We start from the raw sequence: 19,192 nt of genomic DNA on the forward strand, positions 1-19,192 counted from the left end.
ATGGCCGTGGACAACACCACACCACGCCGTGGCCCCGTCGCACTCGCGGACCTGTTCGACGCCGCCTTGAAAGACCTCGTGCCCAAGCCCAGCCCCAGTGCGCCAGCACCCATGCCTGCGCCGACGCCCGCCACGTCCGGCGATGCCTTCCTCTTCAGCGGCAACCGGCATGAGACCGTGCCGCGGCGGCTGTTCCTCGACCGTCGCCTGACGCCGCTGGAGCGCAACGCCTGGCAGGTGTTCCGGCTGATGCTCAACGACGATGGCGTGACCGCCTTCCCGACTTATGAGCAGCTTCGCCCCTGGCTGGCGTCGATGCCCTGCGCCGGGCAGGCCTCGCATGAAACCGTGGCCCGAGCGTTGACACTGTTGCGCCTCACCAGATGGTTGAGCCTGGTGCGGCGACGGCGTGACCCCAAGACCGGCCGCATCCTCGGCAACCTCTATGTTCTGCACGACGAACCACTGACGCCCTTCGAGGCCATGCAGCTCGACGCCGACTACCTGGCACTGGTCAGCCAGTCCCTTGGCCATTCGGCCAAGGCCGTCCAGATGGTCGGCCTGAACACCCTCAAGGAGATCGCGGAAGATCCGCTGCTCTCTGGGCGCACACTGCCGTCGCGGCTGCAAGTCCTGGCAGAACGCCTCGCCAGCCAAGGCATCACGGCCGCCGAGAGTTATCCACAGGAGGATGCCGCCCACGAATCCGAAGAAGGAGCATCGAGCCTTCTTCGGAATGCGGATGACCCATCTTCGGAATCCGAAGCAGGGGCGAAACCCGCGCCAGACGCCTCTCTTCGGAATCCGAAGCAGGCCCGTACAGTACGTAGTAGTCGTATTAATGAAGTACGTACTACCGCGCAGGCGCGCGCGCTGGGCGATTTGCAATGGCCCAAGCGCTTCACGGAACTGAAGGCAGAGCAGCAGACAGGTGCCAGGGTGGCATTGCAGCAGGTCGATGCCGCGCTGAGACAGGCCGTGCTGGACGAATGGGCCACACGATGCAGCAATCATGGCATCCGCAATCCTGCGGGGTATCTGTTCGGCATCATCCAGCGCGCCATCCATGGCGAGTTCAATGCCTGGGCCAAGAAAGACGCGCCATCGGCATCCGTCCCGCCAAACGAGCGGCCACCACCAGCACCGCCACCTCAGCCGCAGGGTAAGCCAGTGCCACCGGAAGTCGCCAAGCAGCACATCGAGCGGCTACGCAATCTGCTCGCCAGCAATTGAGTCGGCATGCAAGGTGGTGAAAGTAGATGTCCATGGCCGCCAGTAGAGCTATCCCCTGGGGATAGTTCCGCTGCTGGGCACAACACCAGGCTGTCGCAGGCCTGGGATCGACCCTCTGCCGCAGCATCGGTGTTGTCCCCCCTGATCCCGGCGTGCAGCGTTCGTTGGCGCTCCATGGAGCTATCCCCAGGGGATAGCTCATGCCGCATGCAACCGCCACGCCCTAAACCGGGGCCGGCCGGGATTCGGATTCTTGACTGACTGCCTTCCGCTTCCTGCCGAAGCTGGCCGCTCCTTTTCCAACAACGAGCGGACACCATGGCAACCAATGAACCTCTGCAACTGAATCTCGGCTCCCTGCGCAGTGCGATGTCGCTGACCCTGCACACCCACCACGCTTCCCGCATCTGGCACGGCCGCGCCGCCACCGAGGGGCGACCGGGCATCGTCGGCCTGAACGGCTACATCGCTCAGATGAACAAGATGCGGCGGGGCTCGGAGCAGGACGACCCGTACAGCGACTTCTGGATGCTGCGCATCGAGGAAAAGCTCGACCACACCAAGGCCACGCTGCAATCGCTGCGCGAGCAGGTGGACCAGGCGCTGGCGAGCGTGCCGCCAGCGCTTAGCCTGGGCGAAAACCTCAACGTGCAGCCGGTCAAGCTGCCGCTCTTCGTCAACGCGCAGCTCGGCTTTGCCGCGGTCTATCTTCTGGCCGACTACGACGACATCGCCCGCAAGCTGATCCTCGCCCATCACACCGCGCTCATTGACCGCAGCACCTTGGAACGCTGGCTCAACGAGGGCGCACATTCACTGCGCAGCCTGTTCTCGCTGGCCCAGCAGTACCGCTATTCGGGCTGCACACGCGATGATTTCGCGTCGAAGAATGCCGCAGCGCGGGCCGCGCTGGAGAAGTACGGCGAACTGCCGCAGGACGTGCTGGAAGGCACTCGCCGCTCGAAGTTTGCGCCGCCCATCGTGCGCCGTGGCCTGCAGCAGCGCAGCGACGGTCCTGCCGAAGCACCTCCGCCCGGAGATGAAGCCACCACCGCAGAGCCGCCCGAAACCGCAGCCGACGAGGACGAGCCGGCATGAGCGATCCGAACCAACCGACCCGCTACTTCCGAGGCCTGCAACAGGGTGCCTTCATGCGGCTGGAACACGCAGCCTCTCTAAAAGGCCTTTTAAAGCCTTTTAAGGGTAAAGGGGACTTCGAGGCCTGGGCCAGCCAGTGCTTCGCCATGCGCGACGAGTTGATTGCCCTGGCACAGCGACAGGTGCTGGAGCAGGCATGCGGGCACCCCTTCCACCTGCTGTCCATCGAACTGGCCCAACAGACCACCGGCGCAGGAACCGTCTTCTTGCGCTGGCGCAGGCACGACAGGTCGGCCATGGGCGTGGCGCTGTGGCGGGAGCTGATCGCCAGCACCAGCACGCCCGTCAACCTGCTGGCCGACCTGCACGCGATCGAGCTGCAGCGCATCACGTTGAACATGCAGATCAGCCTGCTGCACACCTTGGGCAGGCAGGCGCAGGAATGCGCCAGCAAGGCGGCCCAGGCGGACGACGCCTACCTGCGCCGACTCACGCCCATTCCCGCCGCAATGCGCGATCGATGATTGCGCCGGGCATCCAGCACGCTCCCGACGCCGACGAGGCACGGGTATTCAACCACCACGGAGATCACACCATGAGCACGCATTTTTCCGGCGAAGGCAACATCGGCTCGCCACCGGAGTACCGCGAATTCCCCAACGGCAACGACGAACCCAGCCGCCTGCTGCGCCTGAACGTCTATTTCGATAACCCCGTACCCAAGAAGGATGGCACCTTTGAGGATCGGGGCGGCTTCTGGGCGCCGGTGGAAATCTGGCACCGCGACGCCGAGCACTGGAAGGACCTGTACCAGAAAGGCATGCGCGTGCTGGTCGTCGGCCGCATGGAGCGCGAACCCTGGACGGACAACGAGGATCAGCCGCGCGAGACCTGGCAGATCAATGCGCGCAGCGTCGGCATCCTGCCGTTCCGCATCGAATCCGTGACCCTCAGCCCAAAGCTGCAGGAGGCAGAGCCCAAGCCCCAGGCCGCGCAGGAACCGGCTGCGCCGAAAGAATCCAAACGCAGGAAGTGAACCAGCTTGGAGGGCGGTGGCACGTCTTCGCCGCCCTCCATGCGCTGGTGGAGCTATCCCCAGGGGATAGCTCCACCAGCGTCCACTGAATTCCACGCGCTCCCGCAAATCGCGGCTCCCGATCCGCACACCTGCGGCCACGCGCGCCTCCCGTACAAGCGATTCCATCCCGTGAAAGCGGTCGCCGCCGCATGCGGCTTGTTTGCTGCTGCCCCAGGCGGCGCTCGGCATCCTCGATTCCAGCAACTCCATGAACAACGGGAATCGGGATGGACGGACATGCGGCTGTTCTTGTGCGAGAAGCCCTCCCAGGGCAAAGACATTGGCCGGATTCTCGGTGCCACGCAGCGCGGTGAAGGCTGCCTCAACGGTTCCGGCGTCACCGTCACCTGGTGCATCGGCCATCTCGTCGAAGCGGCAGCCCCCGAGGTCTATGACACGGCGCTCAAGCGCTGGTCGCTGGAGCAGTTGCCCATCATTCCTCAGCACTGGCGGGTCGAGGTCAAACCGAAAACCGCCACGCAGTTCAAGGTCGTCAAGGCGCTTCTGGCGAAGGCGACCCAGCTTGTCATCGCCACTGATGCCGACCGCGAAGGCGAGTTGATCGCCCGCGAGATCATCGATCTGTGCGGCTACCGCGGTCCCATCGAGCGGCTGTGGCTGTCGGCGCTCAACGATGCGTCCATCCGCGCCGCGCTCGGCAAGCTCCGGCCGTCGGCCGAGACCCTGCCGATGTACTACTCGGCACTGGCGCGCTCTCGGGCGGACTGGCTCGTCGGCATGAACCTCAGCCGCTTGTTCACGGTGCTGGGACGACAGGCCGGCTATGACGGCGTGCTGTCGGTCGGCCGCGTCCAGACCCCCACGCTCAAACTGGTCGTGGACCGCGACCGCGAGATCGCCGCCTTCGTGTCCGTGCCGTACTGGGCCATCGACGTGTCCCTGTCCGCTGGTGGCCAGACTTTCACCACGCAATGGGTTCCCCCGAAAGCATGCACCGACGACGCCGGCCGCTGCCTGCAGCAGCCCATCGCGCAGCACGCCGCGCAGCAGATCCGCGTCGCGGACAGCGCCCAGGTGGTGTCGGTCGAAACTGAGCGCGTGCGGGAAGGCCCGCCGCTGCCGTTCGACCTGGGGACCTTGCAGGAGGTGTGTTCCAAGCAGCTTGGGCTGGATGTGCAGGAGACCTTGGACATTGCTCAGGCCCTGTACGAGACGCACAAGGCCACGACGTACCCGCGCTCCGATTCGGGATACCTGCCCGAAAGCATGTTCGCCGAGGTGCCAACGGTTCTCGACAGCCTGGTCAAGACCGATCCGTCGCTGCGACCGATCATGGACCAGCTCGACCGCACTCAACGCTCACGCGCCTGGAACGACGCAAAGGTATCCGCGCACCACGGCATCATCCCGACGCTCGAACCGGCGAACCTCTCGACCATGAGTGAGAAGGAACTGGCAGTGTATCGGCTGATCCGGGCGCACTACCTGGCGCAATTCCTTCCTCACCACGAGTTCGACCGCACCGTGGCGAACCTCTCCTGCGGCCAGCAGACGCTGGCGGCCACCGGCAAGCAGGTCGTCGTCAAGGGTTGGCGCCTGGTGCTGGCCGAACCGCAAATTGAGGAGGATGGCGCCCCTGCGGCGCGCAGCCAGGTACTGCCCGCGCTGCGCGAGGGGCTGGCATGTCAGGTGGCCGACGTCGATCTGAAGGCGCTCAAGACGCTGCCCCCTCGGTCTTATACGCAAGGCGAGTTGGTCAAGTCCATGAAGGGCGTCGCCAAACTGGTCTCGGACCCGCGCCTGAAACAGAAGCTCAAGGATACGGTCGGCATCGGAACCGAAGCGACGCGGGCCAACATCATCAGTGGCCTGCTGACGCGGGGCTACCTCGTGAAGAAGGGCCGCGCCATCCGTGCCTCGGATGCGGCCTTCACCCTGATCGACGCGGTACCCACAGCGATTGCCGACCCAGGGACAACCGCCGTCTGGGAACAGGCGCTGGACATGATCGAAGCTGGGCAGCTCACGCTGGACGTATTCATCAGCAAGCAGGCTGCATGGATCTCACAGTTGATCGCGCAGTACGGCAACACGTCCCTGTCCATCAAGGTTCCCCAAGGGCCGGCTTGCCCGCAGTGCGGCGCGCCCACGCGCCAGCGCACCGGCAAGAGCGGCCCGTTCTGGTCGTGCAGCCGCTACCCCGACTGCAAAGGCACTCTGCCGGTCGAATCCGGCACGTCCAAGCGTAGTGCCTCGCGTCCGCGCAGTGGCGGCCGCAAAGGCTCCTGACCGACCCCGTTCCCCGTGAGCCGTGCCCGCCATCGGCGGCGCGGCCTGTGTCCCGCATGCCCTGCGGGACGCCCAGCGCGCAACGCCTTCTTGTCCGTGTGCGCGTCCCGCTTGGTCATCCCCGGCCGCGGGACCTGAAGGTAGCTTCTCCGCGAACCGCCTCCCGCGTTCTGCTGATCTGCATTTCTCCCGCCTCTGCGAAGGGTCCCCCGATGGCTTGCCAGGCTGCGCGAGCCACCCGGAGACCCTTCGTGGTCAGCGGTATTCGGTGCCGGTGCCCGCCGGCGCAAAAACGGGCTCCCTTTGTGCGCGGATGTGCGCCAGACGATGCCGGCGCGAACCACGACATGCGCCGGGTGTGATTGCTGATGAGCAGACGGTTCTAGCGACGACCGGGCCTGCACCAGCCCACGGGTGGTTCTTTCCTCCCGAGCCGAAGGCCGCAAGGCCTTCGGCGCCTTTCTCCTGCCTATCAACGTCCCGGCCCGCCCCGGGCCACACGAACAGGAGACCCGACATGAACCCGCAACCTTGCACCCTTCGCGGTGCGCCCCAGGCCGCGCCACTGCTGTATGGCAGCGTGTGCAGCGGCATCGAGGCCGCGAGCCTCGCCTGGCAACCCCTCGGCCTTGAAGCCGCGTGGTTCGCCGAGATCGACCCGTTCCCGAGCGCCGTGCTCGCTCACCGTTACCCCCACGTGCCCAACCTGGGCGACATGACCGCGATCGCCCGTCAGGTGCGCGCCGGCACCGTGCCGGCGCCCGACATCCTGGTCGGCGGCACGCCATGCCAGTCGTTCAGCGTTGCCGGCGCCCGCCAGGGACTGGATGACCCGCGCGGCGCCTTGACCCTTGCCTATGTGGAGCTTGCAAATGCCATCGACCAAACCCGCCACCAAGACCGCCGCCCGCCGGCAACGCTCGTCTGGGAAAACGTCCCCGGCGTCCTCAACGACCGCAGCAATGCCTTCGGACATTTCCTGGGCGCACTGGCCGGCGAAGGCCGTGCGCTCCAGCCGCCAGGGGAAAAATGGGCGCACGCTGGTTGTGTGTCTGGACCCCGCCGCCGCATCGCCTGGCGCGTGCTCGACGCTCAATATTTCGGTGTCGCCCAACGCCGCAAGCGCGTGTTTCTTGTGGCAAGTGGTGGAGATGGTCTCGATCCCACCGAAGTACTTTTTGAGCGCGCAGGCCTGCTCGGGGATTCTTCTGCGGGCCGCGCGCCGTGGCAAGAAGCTGCCCGCGCTACTGAACCGGGTGCTGCAGCAGCAGGCGGATACGCAGGATTCGCCGGGCTGACGCAGCCCTACGGCAAGGTCACCACGATGTTCGGATTCAGCGGCGGCACCGGCCCCGTCGATGTTGCGGCATGCCTGATGGCCGCGGGTCCCAAGCACGACATCCGCACCGAGACGTTCATGGTGCAGTCCGTCGCCGGCAGCATCGCCCATACCCTCGACACCGCCAACAACGGCAAGGGCAGCAGCGAGGACGGCACCGGCAAGGGCGTGCCGATCATCGCCTTCACCGCCCAGGGCAGCGGCGCGGATGCCACGATCGACCTGACGCCAACGCTGCGTGCCGGCGGGCATCGCAACAGTCATGCAAACGCCGGCGTCGTACCCGCCATCGCCTTCGCGCAGAACAACCGCGGCGAAGTGCGCTTCGAGTCAGGCCATGGACAGGTAGCTTGCACCGTCCTGTCCAACGGCAAGCCGGGCTACGGCGTGCCCATGGTGACCTGCGTTGCCCTCCGGGGACGGCCGCAGGGTCTTGCCGCCGAGCTGGGCGGCAGCGTAGCGGCCGCGCTGCGTACCAGCGGCGGCGGTGCTGACAAGCCCCATGTGCTGGCCCCCGACTTCGAGGCCCATTTCCGCTACGACTGGAACGACCCCGGCCCCGGCGACTGGTCGCAATGGCGGGTGCGGCGGCTGATGCCGATGGAGTGCGAGCGGCTGCAGGGCATGCCCGACGACTACACGCTGATCCCGTATCGCGGGAAGCCTGCCGCTGACGCTCCGCGCTACAAGGCGATCGGCAACTCCATGGCCGTCCCATGCATGGCTTGGCTGGGCAACCGGCTGGTGCAGTGCCTGCACAAGACGGGCTCGACCGCTTCGGATTGATCGACGACGCAGCCTGCGCGCCGCGCCATTCTCGTCCCTGCATTGCCGATGTATCGGCAGCAGCCCGCAGCCAGGGTGTCAAGGCTGCCGTGGGTTCCGCCCACGCCACCCGCCAGTTCGCTTCGGCATCTCACCGGCGAACGCTGCCCACCGGGGCATCGATGCCTCCTTTCTCTAACCCACGGGATGGTCGCCACGTCCCGTCAGGGGCATGTCGCCACCCGGTCGATTTCAGGACTTTCCATGGACACCATCACCAAGCAAGACCGCATCATGCTGAAGAACCTCAAGGTCGCCGACTTCGCCAGCGAGGAAACGCTGTGCTTCACCGCGACCGTCGTGTTCGACGGCACTCCCATCGCCGAGGCCCGCAACGACGGGCATGGCGGCTCGACATTCCTCCGCGCGCTCAATAACAAGACGACGCTGCTGGCTCAGGCCGAAGCCTTCGCCAAGGAACTGCCGCCTGCGCCGCTCGATCTCGGCCAGGAGGGTGAAGACCCCCATTACATCGACATGACGCTCGACTTCCTGGTCGATGAGCTGGCCGATGCCATGCACGCGGAACGCAAGGTGCGAGCCGCTTTCAACCGCGACATCGGCAACAAGGTGCTGTTCATCAAGGACGGCAAACTGCTGTTCATCAAGGGCATCAAGCTCAAGGCCATCGCCGACCGCAAGGCGTACTTCGCTTCGCTGCGCGCCCGGCAGGCCCAGCCCATCGTCATCCTCGCCGAGCTTCCGCCCGAGCAGGCATTCGACCTGTGGAAGCAGCATGTCCTGGGCGACAAGCCCGATTGACCCAGCGCCACCGCACCCTCCTGACAGCCCCGCACTCGATGCGGGGCTTTTCTTTTCTGCGCCCATCAATCGGGGCTGGGTCGGATGCCGTTTTCCCACTGACGCCGAGCGGCCCTCGCACGAAGCTGCCCGCATGTTCGCTGATTCGTCAGCACATGCCAGCAGCCAGGGTTCCAGGCTGCCGCGGGTCCCTCCCGCGTTGCCCACCAGTCCGCATCGCATCAAGTCTGCGGACGCGCGTCCTCGTGACGTCGATGCCTTTTATCAACCGCGTGCGGGAGCTGCCATCCCGTGAGGGACAAGGCCCCGCTTTTCAAAGGAGTCCGTCCATGTCCCAGCAAGCCTCTTTCGGCCAACTGGCCTCGACCTACTGCGGCAAGTTCCTGCCGCTCGAAGTCCTGCAAAGCGCCGCCGGTCACTACATCGGCACGCGCGATACCGAAGGTCCCGTTTCGCGGGAATCCCGCGAGTACTTCCGCAGCTACGCCGCGGCTCAACGTGCGCTCGAAAGAGGCGGCTGGACCCAGCTCGCCACGCCCTGATCCAACTGGAGGAATCACGTCATGAACCAGCTTCTGCCACAGGAAGTCGTCGATCAGATCATGCGGGAAGAGCAGCATTTCGCTGCCGCGCCCCAAGCCTTCTTCGAGGCCTGGAAGCGTGGTGTCGAGATCGCCGGCCCGCAATGGTTCGGCGACGGCACCCGCGAAGGCCTGAACCAGGCCAACACCAAGTGGGATTTGCGTCCCGACATGCTGCGGCTCAACGATGCCCTCGGCGTCCTGAGCAGCGGCGAACGCATGTTCCTGTCCGCCATGGTCAGCTTCTACAACGCGCGCGAGGGCGGTGCCATGCTCAAGCGCTGCCACTTCGACGGGCTGTCGGACTTCGACGGTCTCGACCTGGAACGCCGCAAGGTCATCGCCGACCTGCTGGTGAACTACAGCGGCTGGTGAGCCGGTCTCCGGCACGCCACTGTCCTCTCGATCCCACGTGAGGGACATGCGCCCATGAGGCCATGTCCCTCAATTTTTCTTACCCATCGCCCGGCGCCAACGGCCTTGGGCTATTCCCGCGGATGCCATCGTCCGCATGGGCTGGCTCCGCTCACTTCCCCGAAAGGAGCCACCATGGCAAACAACTACTACGAAGGCACGGGCGTTCTCGTGCTCGACCGCGTTACTCCCGTCATCAAGGCGCTGTTCGGCGCCTTTGCGCTGGATGAAAACCATCCCGGCAATGGGCAGGCTTACATCGCCCAGATCGCCGAGACCAATGACCCGCGCTGGACGGATGTGCTGGATGGCCTGGAAGACCTGGCCACACAACTCGGCATCCCCATGCCCGACGACGAAGAACTGTCGATTCCACCTCTGCTTGAACGGCTGGCCGCGCACTTCGGTGCTGACCAGGACTGGGAGCTGGAGAACCTCATCGAGCACCACCAGTTCGAGGACAGCGCCGACCTGGAAGCCTTGTTTCTGATCGCCTCCTGCCTCGATGACGGTCATCACCTGACCGCCATCCAGTTCGAGGGTTGCTGGCATTGCAGCAAACCGAGGCTGTTCGAGTTCGGCGGCAACGGCTGCTACCTGAGCCGCGAGGCCCAGGTCTTCAGAACGTCCTCGCAGGCACTCCAACTCGGCGACCAACTGCGCAAGACCATCGTGGCCACCGACATCGAAGAGGCCTCGGCGTTGATCGCGCTGGAGGCCGCCAACCTGCTTGCCGGCATCACCGACGAGCATTTCCGCCTGAATGTGCGCCATCGCATCGCCGAACGGCTGGCCCAGACGCCAACGATCAGCGCCGACTGACGCATTTTCCACTTTCAACCCACCGGGTCCAATTCCCGGTGGCGGGGATTGGCTCCATTATTCAAATCTGGAGAGTTGCCATGTCCCTGAAACCCAATCCATTTCTCCGCGGCTACTGGAATCTGAAAATCGTCCGCACGCTGTGCATCAGCTACGAGGACGGAAGCCCGCATGTTTGGCGAATCGTCCACGCGAGCCAAAAGCACTTTTCCGACGAGGAACTGATTTCATCCTCGTGCATCATCACCAGCGATTTCGCCGTGGTCAAAAATGGTCCCCAACCCGTGAATGCCGAGGTACTGGCCGAATGCGATGCCGGAGAAGGTGTCAGCGGTGAAGGCGTAATCGGCGCCGTGGTCTATGCCATCCATGGCGACGACTTCGACGGCCGCCCCATCCACGTCGGCGATACCTATTCGGCTGAAGCGGCACGGGAAGTCGTGCAGCGCCTGAGTTTCGAGACCGGCTACTACAGCCGGTGCTGGGAAATCAGCAGTGCACACATAAGCGAGGAAACCGGCCAATACCTCGCCAACCTGGCAGACCTCGCCACGCCGGAGGCATTCCTGTTCATCGCGTTCCGGGTTCCTTACAGCCCGGCGATCGGCATCAAGCTGATCTCCACCCCCTGGACGGACAAGAACCTGGAGCGCGTCGAGGGGATCAGTGCGGAGCAGCTTCGCCAGGAGCACCGAAGCAAGGGCATGCCGGATGACCTGGCGAACGTCATTGAACTGGCCGGCCAGGCCGATGTGCGCATCCTGATTCTCGACGCCGACGCACCCGTGCTGTTGGGCCTGCCGTTGGCCGAGTCCTAGCAGCCACGCGACACAACATCCTTCCTCTTTGTTCTCCCCATACCAGCCCGTCTCCCTCCCGGAGCCGGGCTGGTTCATTTTCATAGGAGCAACCTCATGTTCCCCAACCTCATCCCTAGCACGTCCGACTTCGAGTACCAGCTCGGTTCCTGCGTCAATGCCATGGGCCAGGACGACGCCATCGGCCAGATCCTGGTATTCGAGCGCATGAGCGGCACGCTGCACATGCGCCATGTCGCCAGCGTCGAACTGGTGGACACCGACATTGACGACTACGAAATGGTCGTCTTCGACGGTGGCAACACCAGCGGCGATACATGGAAACATGTCTTCTTCCCACGTCAGCGAGAACACTACTTCGTGTACGAAGCCTGACCCAACCAAGCCCCTTTCGAGGGGCTTTTTCTTGTCCGAAGCGCTGGAAAGCGGGTGCGACGCTGTGCGATTTCTTGCGGGCAGGCCGCCCATTTCAGAGCCATCCTTGCTCCATGTTCGTCGGCGTTGCCGACACATGCCCTGGCAGCCGAGGCCTTCAAGGCTGCAAGTGCGGGACACCGTGCTGGTCGATTCTTCCTACGGACGTACCGCGTCCATCCACCCACAAGGGACCTCTCCCTTGTGGGCGGGGAATCCCTTGTTCTTTCTCAAGGAGATTCCCATGGATCGCTCTCTCATCAAGACCCTGATGCCTTCGCTTGTCGCAGGCCATGTGCCCCGCAACGTGCGGTCGTTCAAGTACCGCGTGTTCGATGATCAGCCGCAATCCTCGACGCTGGGCTTCGCCATCGATCCCCAACCCTTCGACGGCAAGGTGGTCGCGGCGAATGACGATGCCATCGTCGTCAAGCTCAAGCCCAGCGAGTTCGCGGTGCTCGACCCCAACCTGGTGACCACCGTCCCGAGCGAGGGCGCCAAGGTTCATGTCCAACCCTACGCCCGGCGACGTTTCGACGGCCTGCGCGCGGACACCCCGGAAGTCGTTACCGAGAAGACTTCGGATGGCACGCCTTACACCATCACGAGGCATATCCTCGGCAAAGCGCCCGCCAAGCTGCCCATTCCCGAGCCGCAGTGCATGGAACTGGGCCAACTCATCGAGCAGTTGGAGGAGATGCCCGCGCCCGACGGGTTCCGGTGCATCACCCACATGCTGGTCGATGCAGGTGCCCGCGACTTCGTCTGGGTCGATCCCAAGCCCTCCAAGATCATCGAGACCCCGCCGGCGATCAGCTTCACGGTTTCAACCACCAAGTTCGAGGGTCAGGTGACGATCCTCTACGACCGTGGCGGCGACACCTACGTGGTGGAGCTGCATCGCGACGGTGAATTGATCGATCGGCACGACGAGGTGTATTTCGACATGCTCGGTGACGTGCTGGAGCGGCTCATCGACGACGGGCGCTGGCGCCTGATCGACGTCAGCGTGATCGACGCCAAAGCTCCTCGGCGACGTCAGGCGGTTCCAGCCTGACATGCCAGACAGGAAGCCCAGCGGCACGACTGACCAGTCCATAGCCTACCGGCGACTGCCCCACAAGCCTTCCATCCGTTTGGGTGGAGGGCTTTTTCTTAATCCATACAGGAGATTTCAACCATGTCACTGCGATTCAGAGGCTCCGACCTGCGCCCCGTGCTTGCCGAGGCCATCGCCAACCAATGCCGCGTCGCCCTGGCCAAGGACCAGGGCGTGTACTTCCTCGCCGAGCGCGGAGAGCGCCGCCCCGATGGCCGCGTGAAGCTGCTGGCCTATGCCGTCGGCTGCAACCCGGATATCGACCCGTTCGATGACTGGTGGGAACTGGCACGCGCCGAACTTGGAGGCGACGACTTCGGCGAGTTCTTCGACCCGAAAGACAGCGTTTTCACTCGCATTCTGCAAAGCTCAGATGATCTGGAGCTGTCCGCCACCGCTACGCATCTGTCACTGGCGGCGGTGGAATCGGCGTAGTCAAAAATGTCCGCATACCCTTTGAAGCCCCCATTTTGGGGGCTTCTTTTTGGGCGGAACTGGGCAGCCTGGAAAAAATGGGAAGCGCCCGGATGCCGATTGATTGCTGTCGCACGCGCGAGGCCCGGCGATGCTGCCCCCATGCCTGCTGACGTCGTCAGCGACATGCCAGGCAACCATCGGTCTTCGAGGTTGCGGCGCAGTTTCGACTGCGTGACCGAGCCAGCTCGCACCGCATCCATTCGCGAGCGGCCACCAGTCTCTGGTGGCGGATGCTTTCGCCTTATCAACCCACCGCGGGGTTACGCACCTCTCCCCGCATGCGTGGGCTGGTGTGTCTCCGCTTCATCCCTATGGAGATTCACCATGAACACCACTTCAAACGAGAAATCGTATTTCGACCTCCACACTTCGGGCATCGGCTACATCCAGCGTGTCCGTGAAGTGCCCGTCAGGGGCGGCCGCCGAGCGCAGCCTTTCCTGGCATGCACCATCGCCGCGCTGGTCGGCCCTGCCAGGGACCCCAGCTACCGCTACTTCGACGTCAAAGTCTCGGGTGCCGAGGCCAAGAAGCTCGTCCAGCGCTACATCGGCGTTGACGATCCCAAGCAGCGCCCACTGGTGCGCTTCCGTACTGGCGATCTGCGCGCCGATCCCTTCATCCGCGACAAGGGTGAACGCAAGGGCGAAGTAGGCGGGTCTCTCAAGGCCCGGCTGCTCAAGACCGAACTGATTGACCGGGCCGAACTGGCCTCGATCAAGCAGCACGAGCTGATCACCCGCGGCATCGGCTACCTCAGCCGCCCGAAGGACGTCACTCCCAAAGACGGTGATCCCTTCCTGTCGTGCTGCATCGCAGCGCTGACCGGCCCTGTCGATGAACCGGAGTATCGGTATTTCGACACGATCGTCGCCACCCCTGAAGCCGAGCACCTGGTTCGCCGGTGCGTGCAGGCCATCGAAGCGGATCGCAAAGTGCTGGTCGCCTTCCGTCTGAACGACATGAAGATCGATCCGTACATCCGCACCAAGGGCGAGCACGCCGGGGAACCGGCCGCGAGTCTGGAATCGACGCTGGTCCACATCGGTCTGATCAAGATCGATGGCACCCAGGTCTATCCCACGAGCCAGGCGCAAGCCGAGGCACCGCAGGCCCAGGACGCATCCGCGCCCGAAGCCGAGGACGCTGCCGACACCGCTGCCGAGCAGCCTGCCGAGTCCGCCGAGCGCGAGCCCGCAGGTGAAGTCGAGGAGCAGGAGCCGGCATTGGCTGCTTCGTTCTGATCCGGCATGGCCCCTCACGGGGCCTTGCCTTTTTCCTATTTCTCAAGGAGAAGCATCATGGCAGTCACATCGGCACCCGAGAAATCGGCCACGCCCATTATCGTCCCGGGCCAGCTCGCGCTGCGCACCATTCACGGCCGCAACGGAAAGTTCAACGTTGGCAAGCTCGAATGCCAACTCGGCAAGTTCACGATAAAAGATGCCGAACTGGAGCAGTACCCCGAGGGCAAGTACCAAGGGGAATTCGTCCTCCGCTACATCTTCCTCAAAGGCTATCCGATCAGCGACGGCAGCATGCGTTTCGAGATGCGCGCCAACCTGGACGGCATGACACTTTTCGGCATCGACAAGCTGAGCAAGGCCGAAGCACATAGCTTCGCCCCACAGGAAGTCGATCCGCTCGATGAAGAGCAAGGGCCGCCGCCTGCGGCAACGCCGGTCAAGGCCTCCAAGGCATCCAGGTCCGCCAAATCTGCACCCGTGCAGGCCTCCGCGGACCCGCTGATCGATACGACGCCCTTCGGCGTGGACGCGCCGCCGCCTGCTACGGCTGCTGCCCCCGGCAGCACCGAGGATGGCGACGCCGCACTGTTCGGCCTGTTGTGGCCGCTGGGCGAGTCCGTGAAGCTGGATTCGACCATCGACCGCCGCGCCCTGCGCGCGCAGATCGCCCGCCTGGACGAACTGGGCTACGCGCTGGACTTCAAGACGCAGGAGTGGAGCCGCCGGGCCGAACTGCAACCTGCGTAACCATGGGCGCCGCATCCGCGGTGTCCTTCATCCACCCGCCGGGGTTCCTTCCCCATGCGGGGGAGGCCTCGGCTCCTTTTTGGAGGTCTCCATCATGTCCACCATCGCTTGCGATTCCCCTCGCTCCGCTCTGGATGAACCCGCTTGGCGGGCTCTCTGCGAGACGGAAGCCGCACAAGCCACCAAGGGGTGCGGACTGTCTCACGACTACTACGTCGAACGCTTCAGTTCCGCGATCGACGAGCAAGTTGCTCGATTGCCCGAAGACCAACGCGCACAAGCGCTGCAGATCGCACAGGAATGGGACTACGCGACACCGGCCGAAAGGCAGGAAGCCCAGGACTGGAACGCTGAACACGGCTATTGCTCGCACGGAATCGAACTGGGTTATTGCCCGGCCGGTTGCGATTCGGACTACTGAGGTCCGGCACACGTCATCGCCGCTTGATCGGCTTTTCACCACCCGTCGGGGTTCTCCCCCTGCGGGAGGCCTCCGACTCTACTTTTTCCAGGAGGCCTCTCATGGGCTGGTATTTCTCTCCCCAATCGCGGTCTGAGCTGATCGCGGAATTGATCGCACCGCAGCAGACCGAGCGCGTCAGCGCGAAGGTCATCGCTCACGCACTGCGCGGCAACGTGCTGTGGTCCGTGGTCGAAATGACCGCCAAGGTCGAGGGTGTGCATCGTGATCTCGCGCCGGGCCAGTCCCTGCGCTACATCCGCTGCGATCTGCTGGAACGCAGCGGCAACCAGTGGGGCTACAAGCCGCTGGAAGAGTCCATGCACCCGTACTACTACTCGTGCCCGCTGTCCTATCTGGACCTCGCACCGGAGCAGTCCGCCGACTGGCGTGCAGGCGTTCGCGCCTACCACGCACGGCGACGCACACCCACGGCTGTCACGGCTCCCGCCGCGACGCTGATGGCCTGAGCCAGGAGGAACCAACATGGACCCGATCCTGGCTGCGCTCTCACCCTCGCTGCTGGCACTCGTTGAAGGAAGTTTGTCCAACGACGAAGTGTCCTCCGACGAGGAGATGCTGGAGTACTTCATCAGCAACGGCCTCACCGAGGAACAGGCACGGCAGGCACTGACCTACCGCGACCAGTACCTCAACAACATCTACCTGGACGGCTTCACGCCGATCACGGCGGTGGACGAGGCGCTTCACTTCAACCCGCACACCCGGCAGTTCGAGCCGGACTGAGCGATTTTCTTCCCACTGGGGCAGTACTTGCCCCAGGGGGCGGTGCTGTTCCCGTTCATCCGAGGACACCACCATGCCCGCAAACACTTCTTCCACGCTGTACCGCATCGACGAATGCCCGGACGTGATGGCCGACGCCTGTGTCGGCGATGACCAGGGCAACCTGATCTTCCTGTCCATCTGGGCGCGCGACACCGCCGTCCAGCAGTTCCTTGCTCGCCTGACCCTCGGGCGCGACGAGCAGGGACTGGACCAGTTCCACATCATCACCGATCAGGGCGGCAGCGTCCCGGTGTTCGTCGGCAACGTCGATCGCCTGGAAAAGCGCATGACCCGCGCTTACCGGCGAACGCTGTTCGGTTCGCTGTCCAACGTGTGGCTGTTCGACCGGCGCTGCGTCAAGCCCGACAAGGCCAACGCCAGCGCATTGGCATTGCTGCCACGCGACAGTGCCCACCGGCTTGACCGCCTGTGGATGCTGGTGCGGGACACCTGCCCGTTGCCGCTGCTCGACCACTGGCGCGAGACCGTGCTGGAACTGCTGCAAAGCCGCGAGATGCTGGCCCGCCTTCCGTTCGCCCTCGGGCCGCTGGAAGGCCATCGGCTCGCCATCGACGTGCCGGCGCTGACCTTGGCGCTGGGTTCCCTGATCCGCAGTGACGTGCTCACCGCCTATCCATACCCGGCCAAGATCTGGACGCCGGAAGTGGTAGCGGCCTGACCCACCCACGGAGGCACGCCTTGGCGTGCTTCCGTGTTTCATCCCCGCCAACCAGGAGACTTCCATGGCCCTCATGTTCCCGCGGCTCGCCCGCAATTTCGCCAAGAACGGGTACTACCCGACCGACGAACCCACGCTCGAAAGAGCCCTCAACGCACTGATGCCCAGCGACGGGCCGATGTGCATCCTCGATCCCTGCGCCGGCGAAGGCGTGGCGATCGCCGAAGCCGCCCATGCCCTCGGGCGCGAGCAGGCCAAGGCGTTCGCCGTCGAGTTCGACGCGGAGCGGGCACGCCATGCCCGAGGTCTGGTCGATCACTGCCTGCACGCGGACCTGATGGACACGATGGTCTCCAAACAGTCCTTCGGGTTGCTCTGGCTCAACCCGCCGTATGGCGACCTGTCCAAGGACGTCAACGGCAACATCGGATACCAGGGCCAGGGCCGTGCCCGCCTCGAAAAGCTGTTCTATCAGCGTTCGCTGTCGCTGTTGCAGTACGGCGGCGTGCTGGTCTTCATCGTTCCCGGCTACGTGCTCGACGCGGAGCTGGTCGGCTGGCTGACACGTCACTACACCGATCTGCGGATCTACCGAGCGGTGGAGACGCAGTTCAAGCAAGTGGTGATCTTCGGCCGAAGGGTGCGCCAGCGCGAGCAGGCCCCCGATGGCGTCAAGGCCGTGCGCAGCCTGCTGCTGCAGGTTGGGCTTGGCGAAGTCGAAGCCGAGGAACTTCCGAGCGAGTGGCCGTTCTTGCCATACATCATCCCCGCCAGTCCGGCCGAGCCGGAGCATTTCTTCCGCGTGACGATGGAGCCCGAACAGTTCGCCGACGAGGTTGGCAGGCTGCAAGGCCTCTGGCCGTCGCTGGACACGCACTTGGGGGCCGCGCAGCAGTCGCTGCGTCCACCGGCGCGAGCCTTGTCCCACTGGCATCTCGCCCTGGCCTTGGCCGCGGGCGCGATCTCCGGCGTTGTGCGCTCCCAGACGGGGCGCGTGCTCGTCGTCAAAGGTGACACCCACAAGGACAAGACGCTCCAGCGGGAATTCACCGAACGCGAAGACGGCTCCATCGCCGAGACCCGCATCCTCACCGACAAGTTTGTGCCCGTCATCCGCGCGTGGGACATGACGCCTGGCTCCGCGACACGGGGCGAGGTGTTAACCATCCGCTGATCCACCGGACGCGCTGCCGTCCTGCTGTACCACATCGAAGGAGAAACACCATGTTCCCCAATCCGTTCAAGCGGCCAGCGCCGCACAAGCAACCGTTGTTCGCACCGAGTACGTTGAAGTTGAGCGAGAAGGTGCATTGGCTGGCCCGAAGAGGCCTGATCGACCCCTTAGCCTATGTCCAGCGCCATGTGCGCGGGGACTGGGGCGAGATCGATGAGGCCACACGCCAAGCCAACGACGTGGCGATCCAACAGGACAACCTGATGATCTCGCAGTTCAGGATCACGCCGGACCTGGCGCTAATCGTCAAGACCAGCGAGGACCACGAGACCACGGTGATCCAGCTTCCCGAAGAGCGGGACCTGATCTGACGTCCCCACATCGTCATCCTCATTTTCCTGACGGAGCCACTTCACTCCGGCAGGGGTGTCGTGGCTCAATGACTCATCAAGGAGGAGCCCATGGCATCACATCGCATCGAAACCTACTGTCAGAGCCTGGCGTTCCCCATCGGGGCGCTTATCTTCAGCAAAGGCATTGACCGCCTGGTCCGCTCGGGTCGCCTCGACCCGATCCCGTACTTCAGGCGCCACACCCGTGGCGACTGGGGCGACGTCAACGTCCAGCAATGGCAGGCCAACAGCACCGCGCTTCAATCAGGCGCATCGCTGGCATCGCACTACGTGATCCATCCGGGGCTGGCCATTCGCATCGTTACCGACGCGGAGCGCCACGCCACCGTCATCGTTCTGCCGTCCGAGGACTGAGTAACCGTCTTCCGAGTCAAGCCCGATGAAGTGAATCGTCCCAAGGCGTGTTGGTTTTGACCATGGCATTGAGCATGGTTAGGAGCTTGCGCATGCAGGCAACAAGCGCGACCTTGGACAG

The 19,192-nt window shown here is 64.3% G+C and carries 23 protein-coding genes and 1 pseudogene; 23 read left to right on the top strand and 1 reads right to left on the bottom strand.

Annotated elements, in window-relative coordinates:
* The 23 genes from H0X95_RS33465 (at position 1) to H0X95_RS33575 (ending at position 19,071) form a co-directional block, all read left to right on the top strand.
* Positions 1-1,233: an STY4528 family pathogenicity island replication protein gene (locus H0X95_RS33465; RefSeq protein ID WP_023093473.1), complete on the top strand. Its 1,233-nt coding sequence runs from the start codon at positions 1-3 to the stop codon at positions 1,231-1,233.
* 318 nt (positions 1,234-1,551) lie between these two features.
* Positions 1,552-2,331, top strand: coding sequence for a PFL_4669 family integrating conjugative element protein (locus tag H0X95_RS33470; protein WP_023093472.1), 780 nt, complete (start codon positions 1,552-1,554; stop codon positions 2,329-2,331).
* Positions 2,328-2,855: a DUF3158 family protein gene (locus tag H0X95_RS33475; RefSeq protein ID WP_034084952.1), complete on the top strand. Its 528-nt coding sequence runs from the start codon at positions 2,328-2,330 to the stop codon at positions 2,853-2,855. Before H0X95_RS33470 ends, H0X95_RS33475 begins: the two co-directional genes overlap by 4 nt.
* A 71-nt stretch (positions 2,856-2,926) precedes the next feature.
* Positions 2,927-3,367, top strand: coding sequence for a single-stranded DNA-binding protein (locus H0X95_RS33480; protein WP_031684101.1), 441 nt, complete (start codon positions 2,927-2,929; stop codon positions 3,365-3,367).
* Between the two features lie 279 nt (positions 3,368-3,646).
* Positions 3,647-5,659: a DNA topoisomerase III gene (locus tag H0X95_RS33485; protein ID WP_023093469.1), complete on the top strand. Its 2,013-nt coding sequence runs from the start codon at positions 3,647-3,649 to the stop codon at positions 5,657-5,659.
* Between the two features lie 517 nt (positions 5,660-6,176).
* The gene (locus H0X95_RS33490; protein ID WP_023093468.1) at positions 6,177-7,784 is read left to right on the top strand and encodes a DNA cytosine methyltransferase; all 1,608 of its coding nucleotides are present in this window, start codon (positions 6,177-6,179) and stop codon (positions 7,782-7,784) included.
* Positions 7,785-8,027: 243 nt separating this feature from the next.
* The gene (locus H0X95_RS33495) at positions 8,028-8,585 is read left to right on the top strand and encodes a hypothetical protein (RefSeq protein WP_034084950.1); all 558 of its coding nucleotides are present in this window, start codon (positions 8,028-8,030) and stop codon (positions 8,583-8,585) included.
* A gap of 329 nt (positions 8,586-8,914) precedes the next feature.
* The gene (locus tag H0X95_RS33500) at positions 8,915-9,127 is read left to right on the top strand and encodes a hypothetical protein (RefSeq protein WP_023093466.1); all 213 of its coding nucleotides are present in this window, start codon (positions 8,915-8,917) and stop codon (positions 9,125-9,127) included.
* A gap of 21 nt (positions 9,128-9,148) precedes the next feature.
* Positions 9,149-9,541, top strand: coding sequence for a hypothetical protein (locus H0X95_RS33505; protein ID WP_023093465.1), 393 nt, complete (start codon positions 9,149-9,151; stop codon positions 9,539-9,541).
* 174 nt (positions 9,542-9,715) lie between these two features.
* Positions 9,716-10,402, top strand: a complete 687-nt coding sequence (locus tag H0X95_RS33510) for a hypothetical protein (RefSeq protein WP_023093464.1) — start codon at positions 9,716-9,718, stop codon at positions 10,400-10,402.
* An 80-nt stretch (positions 10,403-10,482) separates the two neighbouring features.
* On the top strand, positions 10,483-11,220 hold the full coding sequence (locus H0X95_RS33515; protein ID WP_023093463.1) for a DUF5983 family protein: 738 nt from the start codon (positions 10,483-10,485) through the stop codon (positions 11,218-11,220).
* A 96-nt stretch (positions 11,221-11,316) separates the two neighbouring features.
* A complete protein-coding gene (locus tag H0X95_RS33520) occupies positions 11,317-11,595 on the top strand; it encodes a hypothetical protein (protein WP_023093462.1) in 279 nt (92 codons plus the stop codon).
* A gap of 283 nt (positions 11,596-11,878) precedes the next feature.
* Positions 11,879-12,691 (top strand): hypothetical protein, encoded by an 813-nt coding sequence (locus H0X95_RS33525; protein ID WP_023093461.1) that lies wholly within the window; start codon positions 11,879-11,881, stop codon positions 12,689-12,691.
* Between the two features lie 123 nt (positions 12,692-12,814).
* Positions 12,815-13,168: a DUF3085 domain-containing protein gene (locus tag H0X95_RS33530; RefSeq protein WP_023093460.1), complete on the top strand. Its 354-nt coding sequence runs from the start codon at positions 12,815-12,817 to the stop codon at positions 13,166-13,168.
* A 366-nt stretch (positions 13,169-13,534) separates the two neighbouring features.
* Positions 13,535-14,452, top strand: coding sequence for a DUF3577 domain-containing protein (locus tag H0X95_RS33535; protein ID WP_023093459.1), 918 nt, complete (start codon positions 13,535-13,537; stop codon positions 14,450-14,452).
* A gap of 57 nt (positions 14,453-14,509) precedes the next feature.
* A complete protein-coding gene (locus H0X95_RS33540; protein ID WP_023093458.1) occupies positions 14,510-15,202 on the top strand; it encodes a DUF3275 family protein in 693 nt (230 codons plus the stop codon).
* A 94-nt stretch (positions 15,203-15,296) separates the two neighbouring features.
* Positions 15,297-15,623: a hypothetical protein gene (locus H0X95_RS33545; RefSeq protein ID WP_023093457.1), complete on the top strand. Its 327-nt coding sequence runs from the start codon at positions 15,297-15,299 to the stop codon at positions 15,621-15,623.
* Between the two features lie 101 nt (positions 15,624-15,724).
* The gene (locus H0X95_RS33550) at positions 15,725-16,132 is read left to right on the top strand and encodes a hypothetical protein (RefSeq protein ID WP_023093456.1); all 408 of its coding nucleotides are present in this window, start codon (positions 15,725-15,727) and stop codon (positions 16,130-16,132) included.
* Positions 16,133-16,148: 16 nt separating this feature from the next.
* A complete protein-coding gene (locus H0X95_RS33555) occupies positions 16,149-16,409 on the top strand; it encodes a hypothetical protein (protein ID WP_003050326.1) in 261 nt (86 codons plus the stop codon).
* Between the two features lie 73 nt (positions 16,410-16,482).
* Complete coding sequence (locus tag H0X95_RS33560) at positions 16,483-17,130, top strand: hypothetical protein (protein WP_023093455.1); 648 nt, start codon at positions 16,483-16,485, stop codon at positions 17,128-17,130.
* A 40-nt stretch (positions 17,131-17,170) separates the two neighbouring features.
* Entirely contained in the window at positions 17,171-18,304 is a 1,134-nt protein-coding gene (locus H0X95_RS33565) for a DUF6094 domain-containing protein (RefSeq protein ID WP_255302663.1), read from the top strand.
* Between the two features lie 50 nt (positions 18,305-18,354).
* A complete protein-coding gene (locus H0X95_RS33570) occupies positions 18,355-18,675 on the top strand; it encodes a hypothetical protein (RefSeq protein ID WP_023093453.1) in 321 nt (106 codons plus the stop codon).
* 90 nt (positions 18,676-18,765) lie between these two features.
* On the top strand, positions 18,766-19,071 hold the full coding sequence (locus tag H0X95_RS33575) for a hypothetical protein (protein ID WP_023093452.1): 306 nt from the start codon (positions 18,766-18,768) through the stop codon (positions 19,069-19,071).
* Between the two features lie 16 nt (positions 19,072-19,087).
* Here H0X95_RS33575 and H0X95_RS33580 read toward each other — a convergent pair.
* A pseudogene (locus H0X95_RS33580) lies at positions 19,088-19,192 on the bottom strand (IS110 family transposase); the annotation flags it as partial.

The sequence above is a fragment of the Burkholderia sp. 9779_493 genome (assembly GCF_015712215.1).
Classification (GTDB): domain Bacteria; phylum Pseudomonadota; class Gammaproteobacteria; order Burkholderiales; family Burkholderiaceae; genus Burkholderia; species Burkholderia cenocepacia.